Below are 26,726 nucleotides of genomic sequence, written 5' to 3' on the forward strand. Positions count from 1 at the left end.
TCGTTTTTTTCACTTGTAAGCTCTGTCACGATATCTCTTTTAGATGGTGAGGGGAACGGTGGAGACTCCTGCGGGTATCGGGCGTGCCGAGACCCCGGAAGCGTGAGCTGAGGAGGCTTGGCCGTTCGTCCGCCGGAAAGCGAAGCCGTTCCCCTCACCATCTATCGCACACACTCATTGACAGAGCCTTGGCAGCTCCTATGATAGAGAACAACAATCTTCGCGAAAACAGCATTACGAAAAGAACCTTATAAAACATACTTGTAATCTTTCCTATAAAGATCATTCATTGACGAGGAGGAAATGACATTGAAAAAATACAATATTCCGGTAGAAGCTTCCTTGGAAGTGATCGGAGGCAAGTGGAAAGTAGTGATTCTCTGCCATTTGATCAAGAGCAAGCGAAGAACCAGCGAATTAAAAAAATTGATGCCAGGAATCACTCAGAAAATGTTAACCCAGCAACTGAGAGAACTCGAAGCTGACGGAGTCATTAATCGAATAATATATAATCAAGTCCCCCCCAAAGTAGAGTACGAATTAACAGAGTATGGATGGTCATTAAAAAAACCTTTAGACATGCTATGTGAATGGGGTGAACAGCATATAGAAAAAACCTATCCTGACAAAAGTGAAGTGCTGATTAAAAATGAAGAAGCATGACGATAAAAAAGAGGCTGGGACATAACCAAATCAATATAATCGAAAAACGAACAATCAGGATATAAGACCATGTTAGGGTTTCTTGTGACACCGCTGTTGATTTCCGTGCAAGACTTCGCTTTCCTCGGGGCGGAAGGCGAGCCTCCTCGTCGCTGACGCTCCTGCGGGGTCTCACCTATTCCGCTTTTCCCGCAGGAGTCTTCGTCTTGCACTCCAATCAACAGCTAGAACCAGTTAAATACACTGTATATGCTTTTAAAATAACAATAAAAATCCGAACGTTTTCGATTTTCATGAAAGAATATCGAATAATTGTTCGGATTTTTCTTTGGCTAAAACCCTTTTGTCCCAGCCTCTTTTTTATACTTTATTGATCTAATTTACGTTGAACAGAAGAAAGCTTTCCTTCCATTGTCGACTTCTTATCCCTGCGGTCATCGATTCTAATATTGGTTGCAACCCGTTTGATCCCCTTGTTAAATGGTGACTCATGAATGTCCTGGATTACTTGAAATAAAACAGGAAGTTCGCCTTCTATAATGGTGTTCATTGGAGTAAGCTGAAAATGAATTTTCCCCTCTTCCTCATATCCCTTGAGGATATTATGCAAATCCGCTACATAGGAACTTACACTTGGAGATTCGGTTCCAATTGGTATGACCGTTACATCGACGATTGCCATTACATATCTGCTCCTTCTTCTTTTAATAGATGCCTGATGGTTGATTTCTTCAGGTTGATTACTTTCTCCAGCTGATTTCCATATAAACAGGATTCACCATTCTTCGAGCACTGAATAGGCTCTAGTGGAATGTCCTCTAACAGAAGGGATTCTTTGCCGGAAGCTATGTCCCATTTCTGTAAAGAGAACGCTCCTGAGTAGGTATCAAAGGAACCTGGTTCATTTGCCACGAATGTAATCAACTGATTTTCCCCTTCTATCATATCATAATAAGGAACTAACCAATCAGAGTAACGGCTCAAAAGTTCAACAGTGAATTCAGACTGAATCTCTCCATTTGAGGTGATGAACTGATACGTAAATGGTCCCTCTTCTTCACGGGAAAAGATCGATAACAGAGTATCACTGAATTGATTAAAGTGGATACTCGCGTCCACGACCATTTCTGTCTTATCATTGAGAATATTTTGCGCTATTAGAGGAGCCGAAACACTGACCTCTTTTGCATCCCACTCTTGAAAAAGAACGGAAGATTCCGATTGCCACTGGACAAATGGCTGATTGACTTCAATAGGGTCCATTGTGTTCTCTTCAATGTTTATTTGAAAGACTTGAAAACTCCAATCTTCGCTAAAGCTGGTCATTAGTAAAGTATCCTCATTAAAATGATTCCAAGAATAAGTCAATTCATAGGAAGGTACATTCTCTTGAAACAATACACCACCAGATTGATCGATAATCGTCACCTGAGCTGAATAGGAGGTTGGAGCAGACTGGATGAGTATTTTTTCTCTATCCGGAGAAATGCTTGCGCTTACGTATGACGAAGGAATTTCATAAATTTTCTCTTTACTTCCATCATAAACATTATAGTTATAAAAAGAAGTAGCACTCTCTCCATTTTTCACAGAAAGAATTTCCGAGTTGGACAGCCATCCCACATTTTCGATGAATCCCTCTGCAGGAAGAATATTTGCTTTGACTTCTTTCCGTTCAGCCTGAACTTTTGTTGAGGGAGAAGATGATGTTTCTCCAGCTTGACAGGCAGCAAGCCCTAGCATACATATCATTATTACAAGCATCGTCGCGCCAATCTTTTTCATCCGCTTCCCCCTCCCCGTATAATCCTTATCCATTAGTACGTTTTAGACGTGAAAATGTTTCAAAATTATTAAAAAAACATTACAAAAATTCAAAAAAAGTGATGACTTGATGCTCATGCATACACCATTGTTGTCACCACGATTGATTATTTTTTTAATGAGATGATGATTTATTCTACTCCTGATTTTCATTTTCTACAATAGTTATTTCTGGAACATGACCAAAGATTTTTCGAGTGAATTTTCACCCTCTCAATAGGTGTTCAATCCGCCTCTAGCATTTGTCTCATCCCTTGACTAGAGGTTCGAGGGTTTACTCATACCATCTATAAACCGATACGAGGAATATGCCTAATACGTCTTGATAAATTTCATTGAACTGGGAAAGTGGTAATGGATTTATTCCTTTCCCCAACTCGATAGTAAATCCTGCTTTCTTAAATTCTTGAACAAACCAGTCTTTGTATCCTGCGTAACTATCGATATAGCGGACAGACTCGTATCCACTCACTCTGTTGAAATCTGCGGCAAGCTTTGAAGCCTCAGGCGGTTCCAAACCTTCATAGCCCCAGTAAAATTCTTTTCCTTGAGTATGAATTGCTAGAAGGCGATCAAAGTTCTCCCGCTCGGCAAGCCTTGCCATTGCAGCTGCTTCAGGTTCAGAAAGAGGCTTATATCCTGGGAAATCTCTCGGAGCTGGTGTTTTTTCTTCTTTCCTTTCTTTCTCAAGCTCCCATTTAGCAGGGAACTGATTATTCAGATCCACTCCTCTTATATTCGCTTTCCATCCAGTGAAATCAGTACTTCCCCTGTTGATTTGGATTAATTCGTTTCTTTTTTCTTTAGTTGGTCCATTCAACACGAGGTCCACCCCATCTGGATTAACCATGGGGACGAACGAAATCGTCACTTCACGATATACCGGTAGAGCTTGTATCCCTCTGATGGATTGCCCATTCGTCAAAGCCAATAAATAATCATTAATAAAGGTGATGAGGATGGACGTGGTGATCCACTCATTTGCATGAAAAGATCCATTCAGGTGAACCTTTTTCTTTCCGTTTCCCACACGCATTTCAATGAGGTCCGTTCCCGATACACTTTCCCCTATCGACTTTAATTTAATGAAAGGATAAACTTCTTTTAAGCTCTGTACTACTTCTTCAAACTTTATTGAATTATAGGCTTGTTTGCCTTTGACAATTGGAGAAACTACTCTCGCTGGCAACCTGATGCGTGAACCGATTTGAAGTTCATTCGGATCGACTCCTTCGTTCAACAAGAGTAAAGCATCAACATTAATATTTAGCTGTTGGGAAAGCTTCCAAAATGAGTCACCACTTTTGATGGGGTACTCCTTACCTAAAAAACCAGGGAGTTTAATTTCAGTGCCAATCTTTAATCGATTTGGTTCAATAGACGGATTCGAATCGATGATCAGCTCAATCGGAATATAAAATAATTGGCTGTAATACCAAAAGGAATCGCCACTGCGAACTTTCACTTTCATGATAGAACCTCCCCATTCATATGTCCTTACTTACATGTATGAAGCGTTCAATAATTCATGACAAAAAAAGCTTGCGATTCTAAATTCGCAAGCTTTTCATCTATCATCTATTGTTTATCATGATCCCGATATTCGGTTTCATTATAAAATCGAAGAAGATCACCGTAAATGATTTTATCGGAGTATTCGAGCTCATTATCAACACGCTCTTTGAATGGCTCACAATACTTCATGTCTGTGTTTTCCTCTGTTTCTTTATTCCAGCATTGTTCACCTGCATACACATAGTCTTTCGTGATGAATCGACCGTCACGGAGTATGGCAAGATCTTCATGACCATCAGAGAAGAGATCAGAACCAAACTGAATGTCATTCTTTGTGTCGATCCCAAGAAGGTGCATGATCGTCGGTTTCAAGTCGACTTGTCCGGCAACCTTTGAAATGGTTTTCCCTTTTTGACCGGGAATGTGGATAATCATTGGCACCTGTTGAAGCTGTGTGCTTACAAATGGTGTAATATCTTTTTCTAGATATTGACTCATCGCCTTATTATGATTCTCTGAAATACCATAATGATCCCCATACATCACGATGACAGAGTTCTCATATAAACCAGATTCCTTTAAATTGTTTATGAAGTTCTTCACTGCTTCATCCATATAACGAACAGTTTGGAAGTATCGATTAACCGTTCCGTCATTGGATGTGTACGGGTCGATCAGCTGATCTTCTTCATCCAATGTAAACGGATAGTGATTTGTCAGGGTAATCATCTTCGTGCTAAAAGGCTGAGGCATCTCTTTCATATGTTGAACCGATTGTTCGAAGAATGGAATGTCTTTCATACCCCAGTTAACAGAATTTTCTTCCGTTACATCATAATCCGGTAATGAATAAAAACGTTCATATCCTAAGGAATCATACATGATGTCACGATTCCAGAAGCTTTTATTGTTCGCATGCATGGCGGTTGTATAATAGCCATTTTCTCCGAGCTTTTCTGTCATGGATTCAAACTCGTTCCCAGAATGAGTAAAGAATACAGCTCCACGATTCAAGGGATAAAGAGAGTTGTCCAGAATGAATTCAGAGTCAGATGTTTTCCCTTGCTGTGTTTGGTGATAGAACTGATTAAAGTAATAGCTTTCTCCGATAAAGTCATTAAGGAAAGGCGTAATTTCCTGACCATTCACTTCACTATTGATGACAAAGTTTTGAAGGGATTCAAGAGACACGATGATCAAATTTTTGTTTTTGGCTACACCGAACATTTCGTTGTCAGGTTCGATGTAACTTGCTCTGACATAGTTATCAATATCCGACAATTCACTTCCATCTGCCAGTGCTCTCTGTGCAGATGACTTTGATTGCAAGAAAAGATCATATACGTGATAATTATATGTCCCGATATTTTTGACCAACATTTCACGATCGAATGTCCTCGTCAATAATTGTGGTCTTTCCGACTCTGCTAAGCCTAGGTTAAAGAAAACAAGTGCTGTCGCAACGAGGAAATAAGCACGTCGGTTCGCTCTGGAATAGTTTTGTAAAGAGAACCAAGTTGGTTTTAACTTAATGAAGAGAATCAATACAATCACATCTGTGAAATAAAATAGATCCTTCCAGCTCATGATTGCGCTTGCGCTCGTGCCCAAGTCAGCAAAGTTGCTCGTTTGAAATAAGACTGGCAATGTTAAAAAGTCATCGAAGAATCGATAGAAAACGACGTTTCCATATAGGATAAACGAGAGGACGAAGCTTGTAGCGATAATGTAGTGTGTACGGGACTTATCCTTCTTTAGGAGTAATCCTATTCCGAAGATGAATAGTAAGAAACTCAGCGGGTTTATGAATAGAATAAGTTCTTGGAGTGTATTTTCTATCTTAATATCAAAGCTAGTTTTATAGACAATGTACGTTTTAATCCAAAGAAGCAGCGCAGCGATGATAATCAGCGGTACCTTTTGCGGCTTTTTCAAGTTCATTCAATCAACCTCCTTGCTACAAACGATGCATTCGTATGTAACACCTTTGAAATACAAATGGTAATATTAGGTAATTTTTGTAAATAACCTTGCCTCATCTTAATCCTTTTTTTACAAAGAGTCAATCCATCTTTCATACTGGCCGCGTAAAATTAATAGTTAAGCCTTTATCACTTCCCCATACTATTAGACGATTGAAACCGTTTAAAGTTTCAAAAAAACATGATTATTAAAAAACAGTTCTAATGTCATTAGGTATTAAAGACTACTAAAACAAAGGCTCTTGTCGTAAATTTGTTGCTATTGAATGTAGCGAGGCGTGCCGAGACCCCGTTCGTCTAAGTGCACTGGACCCATAAAATAGGTGTCCAATTTTATGGGTCCAGTGCACAATCTTTACGAAAACAGCCAAAACAAAAAAGAACCTTCCCTTCAGGAAAGCTCTCTTCTGGATTTATATGTCGCTTTTGTCAGTACAGCGTTGCTTCTCCTCTGTAATCAACCACTACTTGCTTTTTCCACTCACAAACTATCCAATATTCAACCATACTTTAGAATATAAACTAGTGACTCACCATTCTCCTTAAATCTTGTTCTTGACTAACCAGGCTGCCCCGATGACACCAGCATCATTGCCAAGGGTAGCAATACTCAGATTCGTGGAAGTACGGACTGTAGGGAAAGAAAACTTCTCGAAAAATTTCACAACCGGTTTTAATAGGATTTCACCCGCTTTGGAAACACCTCCACCAATTACGATTTTCTCCGGATTCAGCCCATTTCCAAGGTTCGCAAGGGATAAACCTAAATAAAAGGCTAGCTGGTCGATGACTTCAAGGGCAAGTCCATCGTCTTCCCTCGCTGAATCAAAAATATCTTTGGCACTGATTGTACCCTGTTCATCCCTTATGGTTCGAAGCATTGATGCTTCCGTGGATGAGTCCAGTTTTTTATTTGCTAGTCGAACGACCCCAGTAGCTGAAGCAACTGTTTCCAAACAACCCGTCTTTCCACAATTACATTGAAATCCACCTTCTGGAACGACGGTGATATGGCCGATTTCTCCACCTGCCCCTTTCACCCCATGGACCACATCTCCATTAGTGATCACTCCGCCGCCGACTCCTGTTCCAAGAGTCACACACACGAGATCCTTTGCTCCATCTCCAGCACCTTTCCACATCTCCCCTAATGCGGCACAGTTTGCATCGTTATCAATCACAGCCGATAATCCCGTTTCCATCTCAAGTAAATCCTTTAATGGTGTATTTTTGTCCCAACCTAAATTGACCGCTTCATAAATGATTCCTTTTGCCATATCAACAGGTCCAGGTGCACCCATCCCGATACCAGCTAGTTTTTCTTTTGGTTGATCTAACTCTTCCAGCTTTTTATCGATGGCCTTAGCAATGTTTACAATGATGTTTTTGCCATCATCAGATTTATCAGTTTGGATTTCCCATTTATGTAAAAGTTCACCATACTTACTCAAAAATGCAATCTTTGTCGTCGTTCCTCCTAAATCTACTCCAACCAACCATTTTTCTGTCATTTTTATCACCTGTCCTGTTTATCGTTTTCGATTTGAATCTCATGGCGCAACAATAACAAAGCTGTCTGAAAGTCTCGCATATCGATCAGTTGAGATTGATATAGTTCTATTAATTCGCCTTCCATTAGTTGCAGGTCGGAAAGACGATGCCCAACATATATGATCGTTCCATAACTTTTTAGTAATTGTTGGATATCATAAATCGTTTTCATGCCATACACCTGCTTTCTATTCTCCTAATAAAGTATAAGTGAAAACCCCTCTCTTCTCAATAGATAACAAAAGCTTTGCAAGAATCAAAGAACAGTAAAAAAGAGATTTCCTTATAGGAAGATCCAATAAGAAAATCTCTTTCTATCGACCTTATCGATCAGGGTCTTTCGGGTGTAAAAATCGCGGGCGCCTGTTCTTTAACGGCATAGGTGATCGAAGGAATACATCCCTGAATGCCCTGAAGTTGAACGGGATAAATGGCCACATATATGGGATATCGAAGGAGTTCATTCTCGATAACATAATGATCCATAAGAATACACCAATGACGAATCCGTAAACGCCAAATAAAGCAGTGCATATCAATAAGAAGATTCTTACCAAACGATTTGCCAGACTCATCTCATAGCTCGGTGTAGCGAATGTCCCGATCGCTGCGATGGCAAGGTACAGAATGACCTCGTTAATAAAGAGGCCCACTTCCACTGCTACCTGACCGATCATTAACGCAGCAACAAGGCCTAGTGCAGTTGCTAGGGAAGAAGGTGTATGAATGGCAGCCATCCTCAGAATATCGATCCCAATCTCAATGATTAAAAATTGTAGGAATAAGGGTACTTCTCCTACATCATTTGGGCCCACATAGGCAAATGCTTCCGGCAGGAGTTCGGGATGAATCGCGAATAAATAGTATAGAGGCAGTAAGAAAATCGAAGACCATATCGCGATAAATCTCACAAAACGTAAGTATGCCCCAACAGATGGCTTATTTCTGTATTCCTCTGCATGCTGAAGGTGATGCCAGAATGTGGTCGGTGTAATCATCACACTTGGAGATCCGTCCACCATAATCAACACATGTCCTTCATATAAATGAGCAGCAGCTGTATCCGGCCTTTCCGTGTACCTTACCAAAGGATACGGATTCCAATGTCGTCCTGCTATGAATTCCTCAAGCGTCTTTTCACCCATGGGAAGACCATCTGTATCAATCTTGGATAGGGCATCTTTGATTTTATGAACGAGGTTTGGATCGGCTATATCCTCAATGTAGCTGACGACTATATCCGTTTTCGACCTTCTCCCGATTTGCATATATTCCATTCGGAGAGAAGGATCTCGCACTCTCCTTCTTGTTAGTGCAGTATTAAATACAATCGTCTCAACATACCCATCCCTTGAGCCTCTTACAACCCTTTCGATATCCGGTTCCTGTGGTCCCCTGACTGGATATGTCCTCGCATCAATCATAATGACTTTATCAATACCATCTACGACAAGGGCGGTTGGACCTGCTAAAACTAAATCGATAACCTGATTAAGATCATCCACTTGTTCAATTTCTATGTATGGAATGTACGTCTTCAATAGCTTTTCTAACGTATCCTCTTTTAACTGTTCAGGACTAATGCCCGCTAAGAACTCCATTAGATAATGCATGATATCATCTTTAACAAAGCCATCCACTAAAAACATCGCCATTTTTCTCTCAGCATACACAAGATCCAATTGTATTACATCAAAGCTTTTATCTACTGCTAGGATACCCCTTAAGTAATTGGTGTTTGCTTCGATCTGAGTAGAGACAGGCTTTTTCTTTTCATTTGACATCAGCCTTCACTCCATTATCTTTACATGATTTTCCATCTTTACCATCCTTGACAAAGAAGCTATAAATCATACATCCTATCATATTCAATTATAGTTCTTCATAATATGTACAAAATGGACAAACCACTGGAGTGAACGAAATGAAACAAAGACTAATAGAAGCTATGCCGTTTCTTGTAATCATGTGTGTCCTTGCTCTTGGTATACAATTTATATACAAACCAGAAACGAAGGAAAGTATCATTTTCTTTCCAATAAATGAAAATGTCCTCTATCAAAATGCGACCACGATTCTCATGCTCGAACCCGAGAAGAAAAACGATCATTATGAAGTGAACTGGAAAATCGCATCAAAGCTTGATACGTCGGCTTATTTACGTCAGGATGTCGGCTTTTTATTTATGAATGGACGATTGAAGGGGCTCATGAATGAATGGGAGCAGGATACGGATCAAATTGTTGAGGAATCGATGATAAAAGGGAAGGAGAGCAGTCTTCTCCAAGCTGTATCTTTCCATTATTCGGAAATACATGAATCGGATACTGACTTTACAAGTGCCCAAAAGATGTCCGAAGACACTTTATATGTAATTGATTCCAATTTCAGTCCGCTAAATGCTTTTCGCGAACCAGGTACGGAGGCTGAAAAAGAGTGGAAAAGCATCTTGGACAAGGTGACGACTCAACAACTCGATTATCTATGGGAAAAGGCAATCTCTTCTATGAAGATTCCCATTGAAGAATATACAACTTTCCCATTGACTGACCTGCCTAAGCTAGAGAGCCAACCTTTGAAAGGTTTCACTCAGCAGGAATGGGATCGATTGATTGGAAACCTCTGGGAGGGACTTTACAAAAACTATTATTTAGGGATAAAGAAAGAGGACGGCACTACTATTGATTCAATCGACAGTGCTATCCCCCTTATCATGGTGAATAAAGATCGAAAGGAAATCCTTGTGTTGCTTATTGATAAAAACGGTGAAGCAACCATACTCAGGCAACAGATTTCCCTTTAACTATTTCCCTGTAATTCTTTATAAAGCTTTTCATACTTTTCTTCACGCCTATTTAATTCATAGGCTTTTTTTGCATGTATAAGAGCTTCCTCTCTCTCTTTGGCATCTAGTAGAATTAATGCGAGATTATAATGAGCTTCATGAAATTGGCCATCTTCTTTTATAGCCTGTACCAAATGCTCCCTCGCCCCAGCCAGATTATTCTGCTTGATTTCGGCATAAGAAAGGTAGAAATAGGTCTGTGCATTCGGTTCTCCTTCCTCGACAACAGGAGTCAGAATTTCCTCAGCTTCCTTCCACTGTTCATTTGAAATCTTTTCTTGAGCCACTCCGTTCACTGTATCGACATCCCAGGAGGTTGAATCCGTTCCCACTCCATTCCATACCAATCCCCCTATGAGCACGATGCTTACCACAAGGAATAGCAATTGGCGGAGAGGTTGGAAAGCCTTAGGCAAACTTACGATACCCGCAGCAAGGAATCCACCTATCAGCCCTCCAATATGCCCAGCATTATCAATACCGGAAATGGTGAAACCCAAGACTAAATTTAAAAGGATGACGGCAATGATATTGGTCCCCATCGTCCGGAAGAACACTCTTGGATACAACACACCAAAGTACAAGAGAGCACCGAAGCAGCCAAAGATTGCCCCACTTGCTCCGGCTGAAAGATTGGATGTAAACAAAAAGCTTGCTAGAGTGCCTGTCATGCCGGACAACATATAAATCAGAACGAACCGAATTCGACCGAACATTTTCTCCACAGCCGTTCCCAGATAATAAAGGGCGAGTGTGTTCATGAGTAGATGAATGAATCCTATATGTAGAAAGATCGGAGTCACGAGTCTCCACCATTCTCCTTCAATCATGAGCGGGTTGTACTTAGCACCGAATTGAATAAGCGTTTGTGAATTCTTACTTCCTCCATTCAGTTCAAGAATAAAGAACATAATTAACTGAAGGGCAATGAAGAAATAAGTAAAGAATGGTTTTCCCCTCTCGAAGAGCTGTCTTTCCTTTTGAAGATGCTTGGAAGACGCGGTCATGGTCATATTTTTCACCCAGTCCACGTTTGACGCCAACACTTCAGGGGGAAGCTCCCATTTCCCTTCATTAAAAAAAGGATCGTTCCTTAGCGTTTCAACACTTTCATCACCATGAAGCAGGGTAGGCTGGATCGTCATCTTTTGTCTAGTAACGGATTCATAGAATAATTCAGGATCAGAATCCACAGGAGGATAAGTTGAAATGTAAATACTTCTTACTTTAAGCTGTCTCTTCTTCAAGGATTTCCTGATTTTCTCTCCGTTCACTGAGGTTAATTCCAAATCTCGCTTGACCCAGTTCCCCCAATCCAAATCTTTACGAACGAGTCGGATGATGTCCCATTCTTTAATACCTGTGTTCTCCAACCATATTTCATCCTGTTCTGGAGAAAGGTTAAGGATTCGGTAATGTTTATTCTCCACTAAGTGGTGGGCAATCTTCCAAAACAAATAATGATATCGTAAATCCACATAATCCACTACTTTCTCTTCAGCTCTTTTTATGTATAGCAATCCTATTTGCCTCAATTATCTATCCCTACTATACCTAACCCTTTCTTAAACTGTAAAACAAAAAAGACTGTAAGAGAGTGTTTCATACCCCCTTACAATCTTTTTACACTCATGTTATCCTCTAAATGCACCTTGAATGAATTTTGAGCGAATGCCAGGTATCCCCATCGCTGCTTTAACGGCGAATTTTCGAATGAGGAAGTTCCCAAGGACTATATTTAATAATCGATATCGGTTTGGAATCAGGAATAGAACCAAACCGCCTAACACTAACCATTTTGTCCATCCGTTCATGATGATCCCTCCTACTAATAGTTTGGATCAAAATCTACTCCCTTATCCCACGATTTCATCTAAATTTCTCACATTATGTGCTTACCAATAAAGAAACAACATGATTACTCCGGCAAAAAGGCTTGAAAGAGCGTTTACAAGCTCATTATTCATCAAGTAACCTTTCGTTCTATCCGTAGGTTTTCCACAGTGACAGGTTGATTCTGTTTGTATCCCGCACACTCTACACCTAAATTCCAACTGGATATATGCCCCCAGTACTGTATCCATGAGGTTTCCCAAAAAACCGGAAAAAATGATAAGCAAAAAGAGAGGAGTATCCATTCCTTCCAACACAAGCATCGAGACCATTGAAATGAAAGCTGCACCCAAAAGAGCAGCTATCGTCCCCATAATGGAAACCGCTCCGGATGTACCTTTCGGAACTCTCCTGAACGATCTGACAGAAAACGGCTGGTTCCGACTAAGGGGACCAATTTCAGAGGCCCAGGTATCAGCATTTGCACCGGCTATCGCTGCCACAAAGCCTAAAGTCCACACATCATTTCCGGTCACAGCGAATAATAAAGCAAATAGTGCAGCTGGTCCTCCATTGGCCAGTACTTGCTGCCAATCTCTTATAGACGTTTTGGCGAGCCGTTCTTCGATTCCCAGCTTAGCCTTTTTAAATAAATGGGACCAAATGCTTGAGGAGAGAAAGAATGCCCCTAATACGAATAAGCCCCTAACACCGTAAGCATAACTGATGAATAAACCGATAATCACACTCATTACGGCACCGGAAAAGCGTAAGTTTCTGGTTCTCCATCCTAAAAGAGCGATAGCAACTATAAAGAAAATAAGAAAAAAATACTCAGCCTTCACCATCGATTCGTCCCTTATCCGTCAAGAGTGACTTCACAGGCATATCGAAAGATTCAATTTGCAATTTTTCGATTATTTGTTCTTCAAAGGCGAGAGACATCGCTGGTCCTGAATACTCAGAGAGCAACCGGTCATAATACCCCCCACCAAACCCAAGGCGATACCCCCTCTTTGTATAAGCCAAACCAGGTACGATCATTAATTCAATGGAGTCATGATGTACTGACTTTGATTTATCGGGATTCGGTTCATATAAACCAAAAAAAGATTGTTCCAATTCACGGAAGTCCTTCAACTCATAAAAGACCAATTGACGGTTCTTCGGGAAACACTTTGGCACTACTACGGTTTTCCCCTCTTCCCACCCCCTCTTAATGATATTCCATGTGTTGATTTCAGGAGTTTTTGATACAGTTATTCCTATCATATTACTCGCAGCCCATTCAGGGGACTGAAAGAGGCGCTGTTCTATCTCAAAACATTTATGTTGAAACTCTAAATGATCAATCGATTGTAACACTTGAAGCTGCGATTTCCTTAACTCTTTCTTTATCATCCTATCCCTCCACCTTCCTATACAGATACTATTTTAATGGATATTACATGGAAATGCGATGACTGATGACCTATAAGTGAAAGTGGATCGATCTAATATTAGGAAAAATGCATAAAAAAAAGCAGCGGATAAAATCCGGCTGCTTATTTCGTTTCGCGGTGAAGAGTCACACGCTTTAATTTCGGGCAATATTTTTTTAGCTCTAAACGGTCTGGGTTATTACGTTTGTTCTTAGTAGTAATATAGTTACGCTCACCAGTTTCTGTGCAAGCTAAAGTAATGTTTACACGCATTTTTATTTCCCTCCAAACATATACAACTTCTACTATTCATACGACTTTTCTATAATATCACTTTTCCCCGGGAAATGCTAGTCCGTTTTTAATTCTATCACTTAAATTTGAAACCTCTTCTTCCATAGCTCCTTCGATGGCATATACTTTTCCATTTTTCACTTCAAAAGGCTTGAATGAAAAGTCCAGCATATAGACCATCATATTTAGACCATTAGTTATTGGATAGTAGTAAAGGCTCCCTTTATAAAGGGATTTTTTCCATAGCTGTAGTCCTTTTAAATTTAGAGGATAAATGGACTTTTTTACAGATTCGGCACACGAAACAATATTGGTGATGGCAACAAGTTTTCCACTATAATTCCAAAATGAATCCTTCGATAAAGAAAGGACTCCCACTCCATCCTCCTTACAACCAAGCCACTCAATCAGGAAGAATACCTTTAGGTTCCTCATTTCCTTTGTTGTATTTTCCATTTCAAATGTGAAGGACTCTCCCCACACTTGGACTTCTTCCTTGATTTGCACTTGTATTCCCGTAAGTGAGTATACGTTTTCTGAATGAAGGGGTACGTACTCATTATTCTTGTTCCAGGCTATTCCTTGGATATGGAAATTTCGATTCAGATTCTCCTTCATTAGCCTCTACACCTTTTGCCAGATTTTTATTTTCTTTCTATAATACCTTGCAAGCTCCATAGCGAGATTTCGTCTTTCAGCCTTGGAATAAATAATGAAGCCTCTATTCGGGTCACTGATGATTCTCGTACTTCCACCATCCCTATGATCAAACACGATTTCTTTTTGGCTTGAGGATGAAGGAACCGTTTCGAGCAATTTAGCAAGGACCATAGGCTTCTTTCCATTCGGACAGGCTACTTGTAGCCTTGTAATGAAGGGTTCCATAAAGTCTTTTGAACCCTTGAATCCTTTCATTAATGAGGGGTGAGAGAATTGGCCCTTCATGAGGTCTTCCCTTGCACCCTTATATTCTTCAGGATTACCGATGTCCCTCCAATAGGCACTTGTCTTAAACACATAAACTTCTTCATCATTTAACAGAAGTTGGGGAATAAAATCTTGACCAAAATCCCTGACGTCCTTATGGGAATAGCGATCAAGTAGCAGGGGATCCAGCATATAAACCCCCGTATTCACCTCATTCCCTTCCCACTCTAGAGGCTTTTCAATGAACTCAACTAATTTACGATTTTCGTCTGCGTGGCAGATTCCATACTCTTTAGGAGTTGCCACTTCCTTTGCGACTACCGTCATCACTGCTTTTTTCTCATAATGAAATTCAATGACCTTATCGATGGGAAGATTCGTAAAGGCATCACCACTCAAGACAAGAAACGGTTCACGAAATCTATGGCGGGCCAGAAATACGCCCCCTGCAGTGCCGAGTGGCGATTTCTCCTCGAGATAGGTGATATTCACATTGAATCGTTTACCATTTCCGAAGTATTCTTTAATGGTTTCACTTTTATAGCATGTTGTAATCAGGATATCTTTAATTCCATATGCCTTGAGAAGATTAATGCTATATTCAAGAATTGGCTTATTCAAAATCGGGACCATCGGCTTCGCAATCGACATTGTATAAGGTCTTAAACGCTTACCTTCTCCACCTGCCAATATAACGGCCTTCATCTTTTTAACCCTTCCACTTTTGTTTGAAGAAGTACATCTTCGTATACATGTATGGTTTGGTCTGCGATTCGATCCCAGCTAAACATAGATTGGGCCATTTTAAATCCGAGTTTTCCTAACCTTTCCGATTTTAAAGGATCTTCAATTAATGAGACCAGTTGGGTATAAAGACTTTGTTCCTGATTTGGCTCAAACAATAATCCGGTTTGATCATGTTTGACGATGCTCTTAAGCCCTCCTGTATTAGAAGCGACCACCCCTTTGCGGAAAGCCATCGCCTCTAAAGCGACAATACCGAATGGTTCGTAAAGACTTGGAAAAACGACAGCTAAGCAATTCTTTAAATAGTCGTTCCGTTCTCTGTCAGAAATGTACCCAACGAATTTTACAATATCCGATAGATCATCATGGATGACCATTTGGCGGTAATGTTCAAGCATTGGCCCCTTTCCTGCTATGACAAATGAGACATTGAATCCTTCTCTCTTTAATTGTGAAGCTACCCGAATGATTGTATCGAACCCTTTTTCATGAACCATTCTTCCGATTGAAAAGAAATAATGTGACGATGGCTGTTTAAACGAATAAGCGGAAGACTGATCCAGCTTTTTAAGCTCCACTCCATTTGGTATTACGGCAATCGGGGCATCAATCGTGAATAGACTCTTGATTTCTTCTTTCATATGTTCGCTGCATACAATCAGATGATCAGATGCCCCTATGAGTAGCTGCTCTTCCCTATGAATCTTGTGTTGCAAATCGGTATATATCCCTTGATTCCTTCCGTGTTCTGTTGCATGAATAGTCGTGATAAGTGGAAGGGTATAATATTCCTTTAATTTCATCGCGGACGTTGATACAATCCAATCATGAGCATGAATATGAGTAATTCTTTCATCTCTCATTAAATTATGGGCGTAATGAATGAAAGCCTGATTTAAATCAAATACCCACTTAAAGAAATCCTCTTCATAGGGATGCAGAGGGTGCACCCGATGGATCGTGACACCTTCCATAATTTCAAGTGTAGGTGCATCATTTGCTTTCGTTGTAAGAACATGCACCTGTTTTCCTTTTTTCACAAGATTATTGGCTAAATCATATACATGTCTCGATAACCCTCCCACTATGTTCGGCGGATACTCCCATGAAAGAATAAGGACTGAATTTCCTTTCTCCCTTTCCTCTGTCCTGCCTCCTGAAAAGAGCTTACCCAGAATTTCGTCAGATGGAATGAAGTTGACCTCTCTCCTGTGAAGGAGTAAATGTTCATCACATCTCCCATCCATCACCTGTTCAAGTAACAGATCAAAATGCAACGTGGTTAATCCTTCCTTCGCATGAACCCCTTCCATACAGGCGACCCATTCTCTCATTAGCTGATGAGTCAACTCTGTTGGCTCAGAAAGCGTGAACAATTGGTCCAGTTGCTCTTCCATTCGATGGGCTATCCGTAAATTCTTTATGGCTACGTCAGATAGTATCGGAGTTTGCTTCTCCATACCAAGGTATCCGAAGCCAACCCTTGATAGAGCAGTAGGCTTTTTCAACCATTTGTCCATCGAACAGGGGGACCTCTCCTCTATAAGACTCTTTAAATCTTTATATTCAGTAATATCTTTAATTATGGCAACTGATAGGGAATAGCCGTGTTGCCCAAAGGATTCAATACGAGCCTCTGATACGGGCATGAGTTTCAAACCTCTAGGGGATCGGATGACTCCGCTATCGTGCTCCTTTTCACTATGTTCATACGAGAATGAAGAAATAAAGCTGACTTCGATTCCTTGCTGAGTAAGGTAAAGATCTATGCCTGGTACATATGCGGCCTGAGGCAGCCAAAATAATGTTGGGGTTTCCTGGAAGTGATGTTTATATAATAATAAACTCATTTGAATTTGAGATTCGATGGCTCTTGGAGTCCGGTAATGAGTTAACGGAAACGAATTGACCGTCGTTGGTATCAATATGGCTTTTCCTGACACTACCAGATTCTTATAAGCTTGTACAAGATTCATATCATGGGTAGACCATTGAGAGTAAATCAACTGCCACTTATTCCTATCATGTGGCCTCGCTTGAAGAAGATTGGATTGAATAATGGATTGGGCCCTTTCCTTGAACTCTTCACACATGAATAGAGAAAAAAGCTGGGGATTCATCACGACAGGAATAGGATTCCCCTCGTTCCGCTGAAGGATATCGATCAGTTCTCCGTTTTCAAGGAGTAATGCAGAAAATAAATCTTCCTGTTCGTACCTTTGTGAGAATATGAATTCGTTAAATTGTGGATGAACAATCAATGTTGAATCCCTGTTCATGCTTTCTCCCCCCGATTCAAAATATAATACGAGTAGGTACTCACATGCTCCACCCACTTCGGTTCTTTAATTAAACCTTGCTCAAATTCTGCCAATTCTTTCATGCTATGGGATTCTTGATGGTGAGAAGTTCTAGGTGTGTGAATGACATTGGATCGAGAGATGGCAACAAAGTCACCTGAAGGTAACCGTAACCCTATTTCCATGGTATAACTCCTGTTTTCCTTTAATCCGTTTACAAACCAATCCGACTCTGTAAAGGGGACGTATGTATCAGAATAGGCATGGTGATTATGCCCGTTAAAGGAAATCGAAGTAATATCATATAAACGGAGAACATACGGCTGAGGCTCTGAATTCATTTTGAAATGATCTTGTATGTGCCGAATCCATTCTTGTGAAATGTCCCAATAGCAATAGATTCTAGAAGGAGAAGAAAATGTAACCGATAACTCTGTTGTTAGTGGATGATTTGCTTTTTGCCTTGGCATATTTCTGCCTAATGAAGCTCGTCCTACTCGCTTCTTCGGTGCGACTGATTCAATTTTCTCCACCTCCTCAGGTTCTGTGACATTTCCTAAAGCTTTCTGGTACTTTACCCATTGGTATTGAACCTTTCCTACAGTTGTATCCAATTCTTTTGCAATCTTCCTGAATGACACTCCTTGATCTTTCAACCTAATAATTTCTGTGATCAAAACGATACCTCCCATAAGGTAATCAAATAGTATATACATTCAATCTAAAAATTATGACAATTAATCTTAAATTTATCGTAACACCCTATTGAAAAACCTACAATGAACACATTTTGTCGTATCTTGTTAAACGTAGTGATAATAGCATTCAACTTGCATTTTTTTTGTAATTTATTTCAATGAATCACCATTAAAGCGGTTACATCTTTTTAACGACAATTTTCTATGTGAAGGGATGAAAGGGATTCGACAAAAAACTGGTTTTCCCTACACATTTATCCTTCTACCATATAGAGATACACCCTTAACTATGCTATAACTAAAGGAGAATACTACAGCAAGAGGTGATATAGTGGAATTACTATTCATTGGATTAGTAAGCTTCTCTATCCTATTACTCGTCATTTCGTTTTTCCAACGAGATCGGTATCGTGATATTGAAAAAGAAATGGAAGAATTGTCAATGAATGTACTTCAGGAGCATTATCAGTTAAAGAAGAGGATACGAGTTCTTGAGGAAGAGCTGATGATGGATGGGGAGTTGACATTCAAAAAGAAGCCAATAAATGAAATCATTAAGAATCAAGTGATTTCTCTTCACCAGCAAGGTGTACATATCGACCAGATCACGAAACAGTCAGTGCTTCCAAAAGAAGACGTCCTTACCATTATTAATCAGTCCAAGGGCAATGCAAACCTGTAACGTTTTGACCACTCCCAAAAATATTGAACGGTGCATGAATCCAGGTAAATCATCCATAGAATTTTTGTTCTACCTGATGAATTAAAAAAGAACGGCTTCCCTCTCTTTGGGTAAGCCGTTCTTTTTTAAAATTTCAGAAATGTTAAAAATTGTTAAATTCTCTCGATTTTTAGTCTAAAGGGCGATAGCTAGATACAACTTACATTTTAAACGTTTTCACGAGCTCTGATAGCTGATCCGCTTCTTGAATTAAGTCATCGGATTGGACATATAGGGTTTCAATTAAACCATTTTGTTCTTGAACCGAAGAATTTATGGTGATCGTACCATCTTTAAATTCTTTTCCAACAGCAGATACGCTTTGAAAAGCCTCTTGAATGTGAAGTTTATATTCCTTTAATAATTCCAGACTACCTGAGATTTCATTTATATTATGAACCATGCCCGAAACCTGTTCTTTCATTTCCTTAAAGTTGTCTCCAGTCGAGTCGATATACTCTTTTCCTGTCTCAAGCTCCATATAACCATCTTTTAACGATCTCGATACTTCATCGGATATTTTTTGAACATTCACCACACTATGATTGATTTCAACTAATGAAGAATCTACCTCTTGAGATAGTTTCCGAACTTCGTTGGCTACAACAGAGAACCCTTTGCCGGCTTCTCCCGCCCTTGCTGCCTCTATGGATGCATTAAGAGACAATAAATTGGTCTGGTCGGCTATTTTCTTTATCGTTTTAATGAGGGTGTTGATATCCATTGCACTGTTTTCTAGTTTATCAAGAAGATTATAGGTCTTTTTGATTTTATCGTAAACCATCTCAATCTGATTAATAGTAGAATTCATTGATTCGTAACCTTTTTCTGTGATCGTTTGCATAAATGAAGACAGTGTTAAAAGAGTTTGACCGTTCAATTCGACTTGCGTTACTTGATCATTGAAGGTTTGATAATTATGATTCAATTGGTGAGCTGAAACTGCTTGCTCTTCAGAACTACTGGAAAGGCTATACATAGAAGCGGAAACTTGATGGCTTGATGCATTGATAGAATCGGCCAGATGCTTAATATGCTGACTATTACTTTGAACTGTATAAGAGCCATCTTTAATCGCTACGACAAGCTCTCTTAACCGTTCTACCATATGTCTGATAGATGAATTTAATTGACCAATTTCATCTTTTCTTCTTGTTGGATGAATCGAATGGCTCAAATCGCCTTGGGCAACAGATTGGGTAACAGTAAGAATGTTAGCAATGCTCTTCTTGATATTATTCGATACCAGGTTTACAATTATTCCGCTAGTGATGAATGAAAGTAAGACAAAGACTATCAACCATATATAAAGAGTATTCATATTTTTTTCCGTTGCTCTCATAACCGTTTCTTGCTTTTGAAGGGTACGATCACGTATTTCTGATAATAGTTTATTGTTCTCATCTCTAAGGATACTAATCTTCCTTCTCGCATCGGTATAGATCTCTTCATCTAAGCGCACGACAGCTGGAGCAATTTCTTTAATAAATAAATCGTCTATGGTCTGATTTTTTTGTGAAAATGTTTGAACCAGTTCTTTGTCTTCACCGTTTATGTTAGTGAGTACCTTGTCCGTTTTAGATTTAAGCTCTGACCGTAACCTCCGATATTCTTTCACATCTTCATCATTCATAAATGTTATGTAATCTGCAATCCGAATATCTTTTGCATTAATTAGTCTACTAAGTTCAGTTACTTCAACAGAATCCTCACCAGTCTCTTTCATAAATCGCATGTCTTGCATTAATTGGTTCATACTAAATAAAGCCAAGCCTACGCAAGATATAAACAATATAGCATTCAGCATGAACGTATAGGCAAGTTTATTTTTAATGGAATGTTGAAATGACCAGTTAGAAAAAAAGCGATGTTTTTTAAAAATCCGTACGTACTTTCTCAAGGGCAATGGTATCTTTTTCATTTAGTCCTCCTGTATACATTACTTTGTGTCTATTAAGAATATGTACCAAAATACCCATTTTATCTATACTTTCACCAATATCTTAATATAATCTTTACACTCCTTCATATTGACCCGCTTAACAAAATGAATCCAAGAAAAAAAAACATCCCTTCATTATCTGAAGAGATGTTTTTTCCATTAATTATTTAAATCAAAACGTTCACCTGTTACTAAGAATATGACATTTTCACAAATATTTGTAACATGGTCCGCTACGCGCTCAATATATCTGCACGTAAAGGCCAGTTGAGTAATCTGGTTGATATCATTTGGATAGTTAGGAATATAGGTCATCAATTCCTTTACTAATAGACCATATAATTCATCTACCTCATCATCACGGTCCGCGACTTTTTTGGCCATGGAAGCATCCTCGGAGTAAAAAGCCATCATCGCTTCTTCGAGCATTTCCTCTGCAATAGCCAACATGTTAGGAATTTCTTCAATCGGTTTTATTAATTTTTGATTCCCAATATGCAACGTGGATTTTGCGATATTCGTGGCCATATCCCCAATACGTTCAATTTCAGAGCAGATTCTTAACGCAGAGATGATTTTCCGTAAGTCCGTTGCCACAGGTGATTCTTTTGCAATCAAAATTATGGCAAGATTATTGATTTCATTATCATATCGATTGATAATATGATCTTTATTGATGATTTCCTCAGCTTTTTCGATATCTTGTGTCTTTAAGGCTTCGACGGACTCTTTCAGAGATACTTTTGCAAGATCTGCCATTTCAAACAACTTTTCTTTAAGTTCTTTTAAATTTTTATCAAAGTTTCTTCTTATAGCCATCCTAATTCCCCTTTGCAAAGTAATGATGAAGATGTATATTCAAAAATTATCCAAATCGCCCCGACACGTAATCTTCTGTTCTTTTATCAGTGGGATTAGAAAATATTTTATCGGTTTCATCCAGTTCAATCAAGTCACCTAATAAGAAAAAGGCGGTTTTATCAGAAACCCTCGCTGCCTGCTGCATATTATGAGTGACAATGACAATCGTATATTGTTTCTTAAGCTCACCGATTAACTCTTCAATTTTAACTGTAGAAATAGGATCCAATGCTGATGTCGGTTCATCCATCAATAGGATTTCAGGCTTTGTTGCCAAAGCTCTGGCAATGCAAAGACGCTGTTGCTGCCCGCCCGATAGACCCATTGCCGGGGCATCTAATCGATCCTTTACTTCATCCCATAACGCAACATTTTTCAAAGTTGACTCTACAATTTCATCAAGCTCTTTTTTCTTTTTGACCCCATGTACTTTTGGTCCGAATGTAATATTGTTATAAATGCTCTGAGGAAATGGATTTCCCTTTTGGAATACCATCCCTACTTTTTTCCTTAATTCAACTAAATCCACTTTATCAGAGAGGATATTCGTTCCATCATAGTTGATTTCACCGGACATTTTAATCCCTGGAACAGAGCGATTCATTAGGTTTAAAGTCTTAACGAATGTTGATTTCCCACAACCTGATGGTCCAATGATCGCCGTTACCTCTTTATCATAAATAGGAAATGTAATATTTTTTAATGCATAGTTATTTCCATACCATAAATTTAAATCATTTACATTAAAAGCCGTTTTTTTCGTTGTTGCTACTGACACGCGAAACCCCTCCAACTAAATGATCAACTGAAACGCCCTGAAATATAGTCTTCCGTTCTCTTTTCTGATGGATTCGTGAAAATTTTCTCTGTTTGATCAAACTCTACTAAATCACCATTATAAAAGAATGCTGTCTTGTCAGAGACACGGGATGCCTGTCCCATATTATGAGTCACGATCACTATTGTGTACTCTTTTTTTAAATCGGTTATCAATTCTTCAATCTTCGCATTCGAGATTGGATCTAATGCCGAACAAGGTTCGTCCAATAGCATGACGGTCGGTTTCATTGCGATCGTCCTTGCAATGCACAACCGTTGTTGCTGCCCACCAGATAGTGAAAGTGCTGAAGTATGAAGACGATCTTTTACTTCATCCCAAAGTGCGGCTTTTGTTAAGCTTTCTTCTACTAGCTCATTCAGCACGCTTTTCTTTTTGACGCCTGAAAACTTCAACGCGTGTACAATGTTTTCATATATAGACTTACTGAATGGGTTTGGTTTTTGGAATACCATCCCAATTTCTTTCCGGAGTGCTACAACATCAATATTCTTACCTAGAAGATTGACGTCTTCATACATAATCTTACCTTCCGCCCGAGCGATTGGCACCAAATCATTCATGCGGTTAACTGTTCGTAAAAAAGTTGACTTCCCGCAACCTGAAGGACCAATCAAAGCTGTCACAGCATTTTTTTCGATTTCCATATTCACATTTTTAACCGCGTGATTATCTCCGTAATAGAAGTCTAAATTTTGAACATCAATAATGGTCTCTTTTTTGACTTGTTCTGCTCCTTTTGAGGACCGTTCCTGTTTTATTTCTAATTGAACCGACATGTATTATCACACCTTCTATTATTTTGTCGCCGTCATTTTATTATGAATGTAGCTCCCGATGAATCGAGCACCAAGGTTAAAGATTAATACGCTAAGAATCAGAACGGCTGATGCTCCAGCTGCCTTTTCATCAACATCAGGAATTAAACCTTGTGTATTGACTGCCCAGATGTGAACAGCAAGCGTTTCAGCTGGTCTGAAAAGGTTTAATGGTGATGTCGGTGAAAACGGATTGAGATTCAAGTAGTCCAACCTCGGGGTGGACAGGCCTGCAGTAAATAACAGGGCGGCTGCCTCACCAAATACGCGCCCTGATGCTAAGATGGCACCTGTCAAGATAGATGGGAAGGCTCCTGGAATTAATACTGTCTTCACCGTATGCCAGTTGGTAATTCCTAACGCCAAGCTAGCTTCTTTCAGTTCACGGGGAACACTTCTGATGGCATCTTCACTTACACGTACCAATACAGGCAAGTTGAATACCGTTAAGGCTAGCGCTCCCCCAATAATGGTATAACCCCAACCAGTCGTATTAACAAACACTAGTAATCCAAACATTCCAATTACAATAGATGGTAATGATGCCAAAACTTCTATGCATGAGCGAATGGTATTCGTTATTTTCCCCGGCTTGGCATATTCAGCCATATATATGCCTCCGCCTACACCAAGAGGAACCGTTATGACCATTGTAATAAGCAGGATATAGAAAGAATTAAATAATTGATCACGAATCCCTCCACCTGCACGTACTGCACTGGATGGAGTGGTTAAGAAATCCCATGTAACATATGGAAGACCTTTAATTAATATATAAGAAAATAGAGCAACTAATAAGGCAATAATAATAGTTGCTATACCAATGAAAATACCTGTAGCAATCTTGTCTGCTCTCTTACTATTCATTAGATTTTCCTCCTAGATGATAAGTAGCGAATTAATAAGATAAATACGAAAGACATGATTAGTAGAATCAGACCCATTGACCAAAGAGTGTTATTTTCCACACTTCCATAAGTGGTATGTCCCATATTTAGCGTAATAATTGTTGTTAACGTTGCAGATGCATCTAAAACACTATGAGGAAGATCTCTTGTATTCCCTATAACCATCTGTACAGCCAAAGCCTCACCGAATGCTCTTGCCATACCTAGAACGACAGCTGTTAGTAACGTTGGTAGTGCAGCTGGAACCAACACTTTCCGAATGGTTTGCCATCTCGTTGCCCCTAATGCATATGATCCATCGCGCAAACTTTTCGGCAATGAACTCATGGCATCAGTTGCAATCGTTGTGATGGTAGGTAAAATCATTACTGATAATACAATCATTCCTGCCAACAATGAAAACCCGATACCGGAAGAATTTTCACGAATGAAAGGAACCAATAATGTAAGCCCTATAAATCCATAAACAACGGAAGGAATTCCGACAAGGAGTTCAACAATCGGCTGCATGATTTTTCTTCCCCATGATGGGGCAATATCCGTCATAAAGATAGCCGCTCCAATACCTAGCGGTGCTGCGACTAAAGCAGAAAGAATAGTGACAGCAAAGGACCCAAAAATGAACGGAAGAGCACCATACAGTGGATTCTCACCTGTAGGATTCCAATCTGAACTGGTTAAGAACTCAATTGGACTTACACCATTTTTAATAAATGATTGTAAACCTTTCGAAGTTAAGAAAATCGTAATGGATATTGTTGCGACAATCATAATGATTGCACTTAATGTCACCAAAAATCTCCCCTTAAATTCGCCGTTCATCCAAGATCTATTGCTTTTAATCAGCCTCTTTGAGGCAGGTAGTTTGTTTTCCATATCCGTAAACACCCCTAAATACGAGATAATAGGGTAAATGCCCTAACGCATTTACCCTATCAATTTATTTAATTACATCATCAATTACTTCTTTGCTTGTTTTCCTTCAGCGTCACGTTCTACTTCCATTTTTGTAGAAGGAATGTAACCTTGATCTTTCAGTAAACCACTTTGAACATCTTCACTCATCATGTAATCAAGGAATGTTTTAGCTAAACCATCAGCTTCACCTTTAGTGTAAGAGTGCTCATATGCCCAAATTGGGAAATCACCTTTTTGTACATTTTCGTCTGTAGCTTTAACACCATCGATTGCGAGTGGAGTTACACTATCATCTGTGAAGTAAGAGAAAGCAAGGTAACCAATTGCTCCATCTGTTTCATTGATGATCTTTTTCACTGTGTTAGAAGAATCTTCTGTGATTCCTTCAGCAGGATTTTCTCCATCTAGGCCAAACTTAACGAAAGTTGCACGAGTACCAGAAGAGTCAGGACGGTTTACAAGAGTGATCTTTTGATCCTTACCACCAAGCTCTTTCCAGTTTTTAATTTCACCTGTAAATACTTTTTTAAGATCTTCTTTAGAAATGTCTTCGATACCAACATTAGGATTAACTGCAGCTGTCATACCTACAACCGCTACTTTATGGTCAACTAACTCGTCCGCTGGAATTCCTTCTTTTTCTTCAGCGAAAACGTCCGAGTTACCGATTTGAACTGATCCTTCAGAAACTTGGGATAATCCTGTACCAGATCCTCCAGCATTAACTTGAATGTCTGCATCTGGATTTTCTGCCATGAATTCTTCAGCTGCTGCTGCAACAAGTGGTTGCATTGCAGAAGAACCTGAAACTACGATTGAACCTGAAGCTGATTCTGAACCTTCTTTATTATCTTCAGCGTTTTCATCAGTGCTGCTTCCATTCCCACATGCAGCTGCGAAAGCCACTAGCATTGAGATGATTAAAAGTAAACCGTATTTCTTGAAGTTCTTCATTCTTTAATTCCCCCTAAAATATTGGTTGTTTTGTCCTACGAGTACTAGATTAATAGATGAGTGTTAATTGCGTTTTAATCGATTGTAAAGGTTTTGTAAATTCGACATTTTTCTTCATTTTTTTTACTTTTCAAACCGTTAAAACCCTTTTAAACACTTATTAAAT

General features: G+C 39.4%; 26 protein-coding genes. 3 read left to right on the forward strand and 23 right to left on the reverse strand.

Translation table 11 applies throughout. The features are described 5' to 3' along the window. Window positions 1-303 precede the first annotated feature (303 nt). Complete coding sequence (locus FGG79_RS09900; RefSeq protein WP_138777836.1) at window positions 304-663, forward strand: winged helix-turn-helix transcriptional regulator; 360 nt, start codon at window positions 304-306, stop codon at window positions 661-663. A gap of 367 nt (window positions 664-1,030) precedes the next feature. Here the strand turns inward: FGG79_RS09900 and FGG79_RS09910 are convergent, their stop codons facing one another. The 7 genes from FGG79_RS09910 to FGG79_RS09940 form a co-directional block, all read right to left on the reverse strand. Then, complete coding sequence (locus tag FGG79_RS09910; RefSeq protein WP_138777838.1) at window positions 1,031-1,345, reverse strand: MTH1187 family thiamine-binding protein; 315 nt, start codon at window positions 1,343-1,345, stop codon at window positions 1,031-1,033. Beyond that, window positions 1,345-2,448 (reverse strand): YqgU-like beta propeller domain-containing protein, encoded by a 1,104-nt coding sequence (locus FGG79_RS09915; RefSeq protein ID WP_138777840.1) that lies wholly within the window; start codon window positions 2,446-2,448, stop codon window positions 1,345-1,347. The genes FGG79_RS09910 and FGG79_RS09915 overlap by 1 nt, the downstream gene beginning before the upstream one ends. A gap of 313 nt (window positions 2,449-2,761) precedes the next feature. Further along, entirely contained in the window at window positions 2,762-3,958 is a 1,197-nt protein-coding gene (locus tag FGG79_RS09920) for a M14 family metallopeptidase (RefSeq protein ID WP_138777842.1), read from the reverse strand. Window positions 3,959-4,065: 107 nt separating this feature from the next. Continuing rightward, window positions 4,066-5,943, reverse strand: coding sequence for an LTA synthase family protein (locus tag FGG79_RS09925; protein WP_138777844.1), 1,878 nt, complete (start codon window positions 5,941-5,943; stop codon window positions 4,066-4,068). A 583-nt stretch (window positions 5,944-6,526) separates the two neighbouring features. Beyond that, window positions 6,527-7,495 (reverse strand): ROK family glucokinase, encoded by a 969-nt coding sequence (locus tag FGG79_RS09930; RefSeq protein WP_138777846.1) that lies wholly within the window; start codon window positions 7,493-7,495, stop codon window positions 6,527-6,529. A gap of 5 nt (window positions 7,496-7,500) precedes the next feature. Next, window positions 7,501-7,707 (reverse strand): YqgQ family protein, encoded by a 207-nt coding sequence (locus FGG79_RS09935; RefSeq protein WP_138778831.1) that lies wholly within the window; start codon window positions 7,705-7,707, stop codon window positions 7,501-7,503. Window positions 7,708-7,858: 151 nt separating this feature from the next. Continuing rightward, on the reverse strand, window positions 7,859-9,319 hold the full coding sequence (locus FGG79_RS09940; protein WP_138777848.1) for a spore germination protein: 1,461 nt from the start codon (window positions 9,317-9,319) through the stop codon (window positions 7,859-7,861). Window positions 9,320-9,459: 140 nt separating this feature from the next. Between FGG79_RS09940 and FGG79_RS09945 the strand changes: the two genes are divergently transcribed. Further along, window positions 9,460-10,338 carry a hypothetical protein gene (locus tag FGG79_RS09945; protein ID WP_138777850.1) on the forward strand — a complete coding sequence of 293 codons (879 nt, stop codon included), beginning with the start codon at window positions 9,460-9,462 and terminating at the stop codon, window positions 10,336-10,338. On the opposite strand, the gene FGG79_RS09950 is transcribed toward FGG79_RS09945, so the two are convergent. The 9 genes from FGG79_RS09950 to FGG79_RS09990 form a co-directional block, all read right to left on the reverse strand. Further along, entirely contained in the window at window positions 10,335-11,900 is a 1,566-nt protein-coding gene (locus FGG79_RS09950) for a rhomboid family intramembrane serine protease (protein ID WP_240794250.1), read from the reverse strand. The genes FGG79_RS09945 and FGG79_RS09950 overlap by 4 nt on opposite strands. Window positions 11,901-12,014: 114 nt before the next feature. After that, window positions 12,015-12,194, reverse strand: coding sequence for a hypothetical protein (locus FGG79_RS09955; RefSeq protein ID WP_138777852.1), 180 nt, complete (start codon window positions 12,192-12,194; stop codon window positions 12,015-12,017). Between the two features lie 81 nt (window positions 12,195-12,275). Beyond that, window positions 12,276-13,058 (reverse strand): DUF92 domain-containing protein, encoded by a 783-nt coding sequence (locus tag FGG79_RS09960; protein ID WP_205688824.1) that lies wholly within the window; start codon window positions 13,056-13,058, stop codon window positions 12,276-12,278. Continuing rightward, on the reverse strand, window positions 13,048-13,614 hold the full coding sequence (locus FGG79_RS09965) for a 5-formyltetrahydrofolate cyclo-ligase (RefSeq protein WP_138777856.1): 567 nt from the start codon (window positions 13,612-13,614) through the stop codon (window positions 13,048-13,050). The genes FGG79_RS09960 and FGG79_RS09965 overlap by 11 nt, the downstream gene beginning before the upstream one ends. Window positions 13,615-13,757: 143 nt before the next feature. After that, on the reverse strand, window positions 13,758-13,907 hold the full coding sequence (gene rpmG, locus FGG79_RS09970; protein ID WP_064091498.1) for a 50S ribosomal protein L33: 150 nt from the start codon (window positions 13,905-13,907) through the stop codon (window positions 13,758-13,760). A 57-nt stretch (window positions 13,908-13,964) separates the two neighbouring features. Further along, window positions 13,965-14,546 carry a hypothetical protein gene (locus tag FGG79_RS09975; RefSeq protein ID WP_138777858.1) on the reverse strand — a complete coding sequence of 194 codons (582 nt, stop codon included), beginning with the start codon at window positions 14,544-14,546 and terminating at the stop codon, window positions 13,965-13,967. 6 nt (window positions 14,547-14,552) lie between these two features. Continuing rightward, window positions 14,553-15,560 (reverse strand): nucleotidyltransferase family protein, encoded by a 1,008-nt coding sequence (locus FGG79_RS09980; protein ID WP_138777860.1) that lies wholly within the window; start codon window positions 15,558-15,560, stop codon window positions 14,553-14,555. Next, entirely contained in the window at window positions 15,557-17,881 is a 2,325-nt protein-coding gene (locus FGG79_RS09985) for a glycosyltransferase (RefSeq protein ID WP_138777862.1), read from the reverse strand. Before FGG79_RS09985 ends, FGG79_RS09980 begins: the two co-directional genes overlap by 4 nt. Beyond that, window positions 17,878-18,579: a DUF4912 domain-containing protein gene (locus tag FGG79_RS09990; RefSeq protein ID WP_171050885.1), complete on the reverse strand. Its 702-nt coding sequence runs from the start codon at window positions 18,577-18,579 to the stop codon at window positions 17,878-17,880. Before FGG79_RS09990 ends, FGG79_RS09985 begins: the two co-directional genes overlap by 4 nt. A gap of 352 nt (window positions 18,580-18,931) precedes the next feature. Between FGG79_RS09990 and FGG79_RS09995 the strand changes: the two genes are divergently transcribed. Then, entirely contained in the window at window positions 18,932-19,282 is a 351-nt protein-coding gene (locus FGG79_RS09995; protein ID WP_138777866.1) for a hypothetical protein, read from the forward strand. Window positions 19,283-19,481: 199 nt separating this feature from the next. Here FGG79_RS09995 and FGG79_RS10000 read toward each other — a convergent pair whose 3' ends face one another. The 7 genes from FGG79_RS10000 to FGG79_RS10030 all read right to left on the reverse strand — a co-directional run bounded on the left by FGG79_RS10000 (window position 19,482) and on the right by FGG79_RS10030 (window position 26,560). Further along, window positions 19,482-21,242, reverse strand: a complete 1,761-nt coding sequence (locus FGG79_RS10000) for a methyl-accepting chemotaxis protein (protein ID WP_138777868.1) — start codon at window positions 21,240-21,242, stop codon at window positions 19,482-19,484. A gap of 180 nt (window positions 21,243-21,422) precedes the next feature. Beyond that, window positions 21,423-22,082 carry a phosphate signaling complex protein PhoU gene (gene phoU / locus FGG79_RS10005; RefSeq protein WP_138777870.1) on the reverse strand — a complete coding sequence of 220 codons (660 nt, stop codon included), beginning with the start codon at window positions 22,080-22,082 and terminating at the stop codon, window positions 21,423-21,425. Window positions 22,083-22,128: 46 nt separating this feature from the next. Further along, a complete protein-coding gene (gene pstB / locus FGG79_RS10010) occupies window positions 22,129-22,902 on the reverse strand; it encodes a phosphate ABC transporter ATP-binding protein PstB (RefSeq protein ID WP_138777872.1) in 774 nt (257 codons plus the stop codon). A gap of 23 nt (window positions 22,903-22,925) precedes the next feature. Next, complete coding sequence (pstB, locus tag FGG79_RS10015) at window positions 22,926-23,741, reverse strand: phosphate ABC transporter ATP-binding protein PstB (RefSeq protein ID WP_138777874.1); 816 nt, start codon at window positions 23,739-23,741, stop codon at window positions 22,926-22,928. Window positions 23,742-23,759: 18 nt separating this feature from the next. Next, window positions 23,760-24,647, reverse strand: a complete 888-nt coding sequence (pstA, locus tag FGG79_RS10020) for a phosphate ABC transporter permease PstA (RefSeq protein WP_138777876.1) — start codon at window positions 24,645-24,647, stop codon at window positions 23,760-23,762. Beyond that, window positions 24,647-25,564 (reverse strand): phosphate ABC transporter permease subunit PstC, encoded by a 918-nt coding sequence (gene pstC, locus FGG79_RS10025; protein WP_481747273.1) that lies wholly within the window; start codon window positions 25,562-25,564, stop codon window positions 24,647-24,649. The genes pstA and pstC overlap by 1 nt, the downstream gene beginning before the upstream one ends. Before the next feature lie 84 nt (window positions 25,565-25,648). Next, entirely contained in the window at window positions 25,649-26,560 is a 912-nt protein-coding gene (locus FGG79_RS10030) for a phosphate ABC transporter substrate-binding protein (protein ID WP_138777879.1), read from the reverse strand. Window positions 26,561-26,726 lie beyond the last annotated feature (166 nt).

It is taken from the genome of Bacillus sp. BHET2, from assembly GCF_005938125.1.
Taxonomy (GTDB): Bacteria; Bacillota; Bacilli; order Bacillales; family Bacillaceae_B; genus Rossellomorea.

Coding starts and splice junctions, on each gene's coding strand:
- FGG79_RS10000 (WP_138777868.1), bottom strand. CDS start 21,242: ATGAAAAAGATACCATTGCCCTTGAGAAAGTACGTACGGATTTTTAAA.
- FGG79_RS09935 (WP_138778831.1), bottom strand. CDS start 7,707: ATGAAAACGATTTATGATATCCAACAATTACTAAAAAGTTATGGAACG.
- FGG79_RS09980 (WP_138777860.1), bottom strand. CDS start 15,560: ATGAAGGCCGTTATATTGGCAGGTGGAGAAGGTAAGCGTTTAAGACCT.
- FGG79_RS09925 (WP_138777844.1), bottom strand. CDS start 5,943: ATGAACTTGAAAAAGCCGCAAAAGGTACCGCTGATTATCATCGCTGCG.
- rpmG (WP_064091498.1), bottom strand. CDS start 13,907: ATGCGTGTAAACATTACTTTAGCTTGCACAGAAACTGGTGAGCGTAAC.
- FGG79_RS09985 (WP_138777862.1), bottom strand. CDS start 17,881: ATGAACAGGGATTCAACATTGATTGTTCATCCACAATTTAACGAATTC.
- FGG79_RS09900 (WP_138777836.1), top strand. CDS start 304: ATGACATTGAAAAAATACAATATTCCGGTAGAAGCTTCCTTGGAAGTG.
- FGG79_RS09945 (WP_138777850.1), top strand. CDS start 9,460: ATGAAACAAAGACTAATAGAAGCTATGCCGTTTCTTGTAATCATGTGT.
- FGG79_RS09930 (WP_138777846.1), bottom strand. CDS start 7,495: ATGACAGAAAAATGGTTGGTTGGAGTAGATTTAGGAGGAACGACGACA.
- FGG79_RS09915 (WP_138777840.1), bottom strand. CDS start 2,448: ATGAAAAAGATTGGCGCGACGATGCTTGTAATAATGATATGTATGCTA.
- FGG79_RS09910 (WP_138777838.1), bottom strand. CDS start 1,345: ATGGCAATCGTCGATGTAACGGTCATACCAATTGGAACCGAATCTCCA.
- pstB (WP_138777874.1), bottom strand. CDS start 23,741: ATGTCGGTTCAATTAGAAATAAAACAGGAACGGTCCTCAAAAGGAGCA.
- FGG79_RS09955 (WP_138777852.1), bottom strand. CDS start 12,194: ATGAACGGATGGACAAAATGGTTAGTGTTAGGCGGTTTGGTTCTATTC.
- FGG79_RS10030 (WP_138777879.1), bottom strand. CDS start 26,560: ATGAAGAACTTCAAGAAATACGGTTTACTTTTAATCATCTCAATGCTA.
- pstC (WP_481747273.1), bottom strand. CDS start 25,564: ATGGAAAACAAACTACCTGCCTCAAAGAGGCTGATTAAAAGCAATAGA.
- FGG79_RS09975 (WP_138777858.1), bottom strand. CDS start 14,546: ATGAAGGAGAATCTGAATCGAAATTTCCATATCCAAGGAATAGCCTGG.
- pstA (WP_138777876.1), bottom strand. CDS start 24,647: ATGAATAGTAAGAGAGCAGACAAGATTGCTACAGGTATTTTCATTGGT.
- FGG79_RS09965 (WP_138777856.1), bottom strand. CDS start 13,614: ATGATAAAGAAAGAGTTAAGGAAATCGCAGCTTCAAGTGTTACAATCG.
- phoU (WP_138777870.1), bottom strand. CDS start 22,082: ATGGCTATAAGAAGAAACTTTGATAAAAATTTAAAAGAACTTAAAGAA.
- FGG79_RS09920 (WP_138777842.1), bottom strand. CDS start 3,958: ATGAAAGTGAAAGTTCGCAGTGGCGATTCCTTTTGGTATTACAGCCAA.
- FGG79_RS09940 (WP_138777848.1), bottom strand. CDS start 9,319: ATGTCAAATGAAAAGAAAAAGCCTGTCTCTACTCAGATCGAAGCAAAC.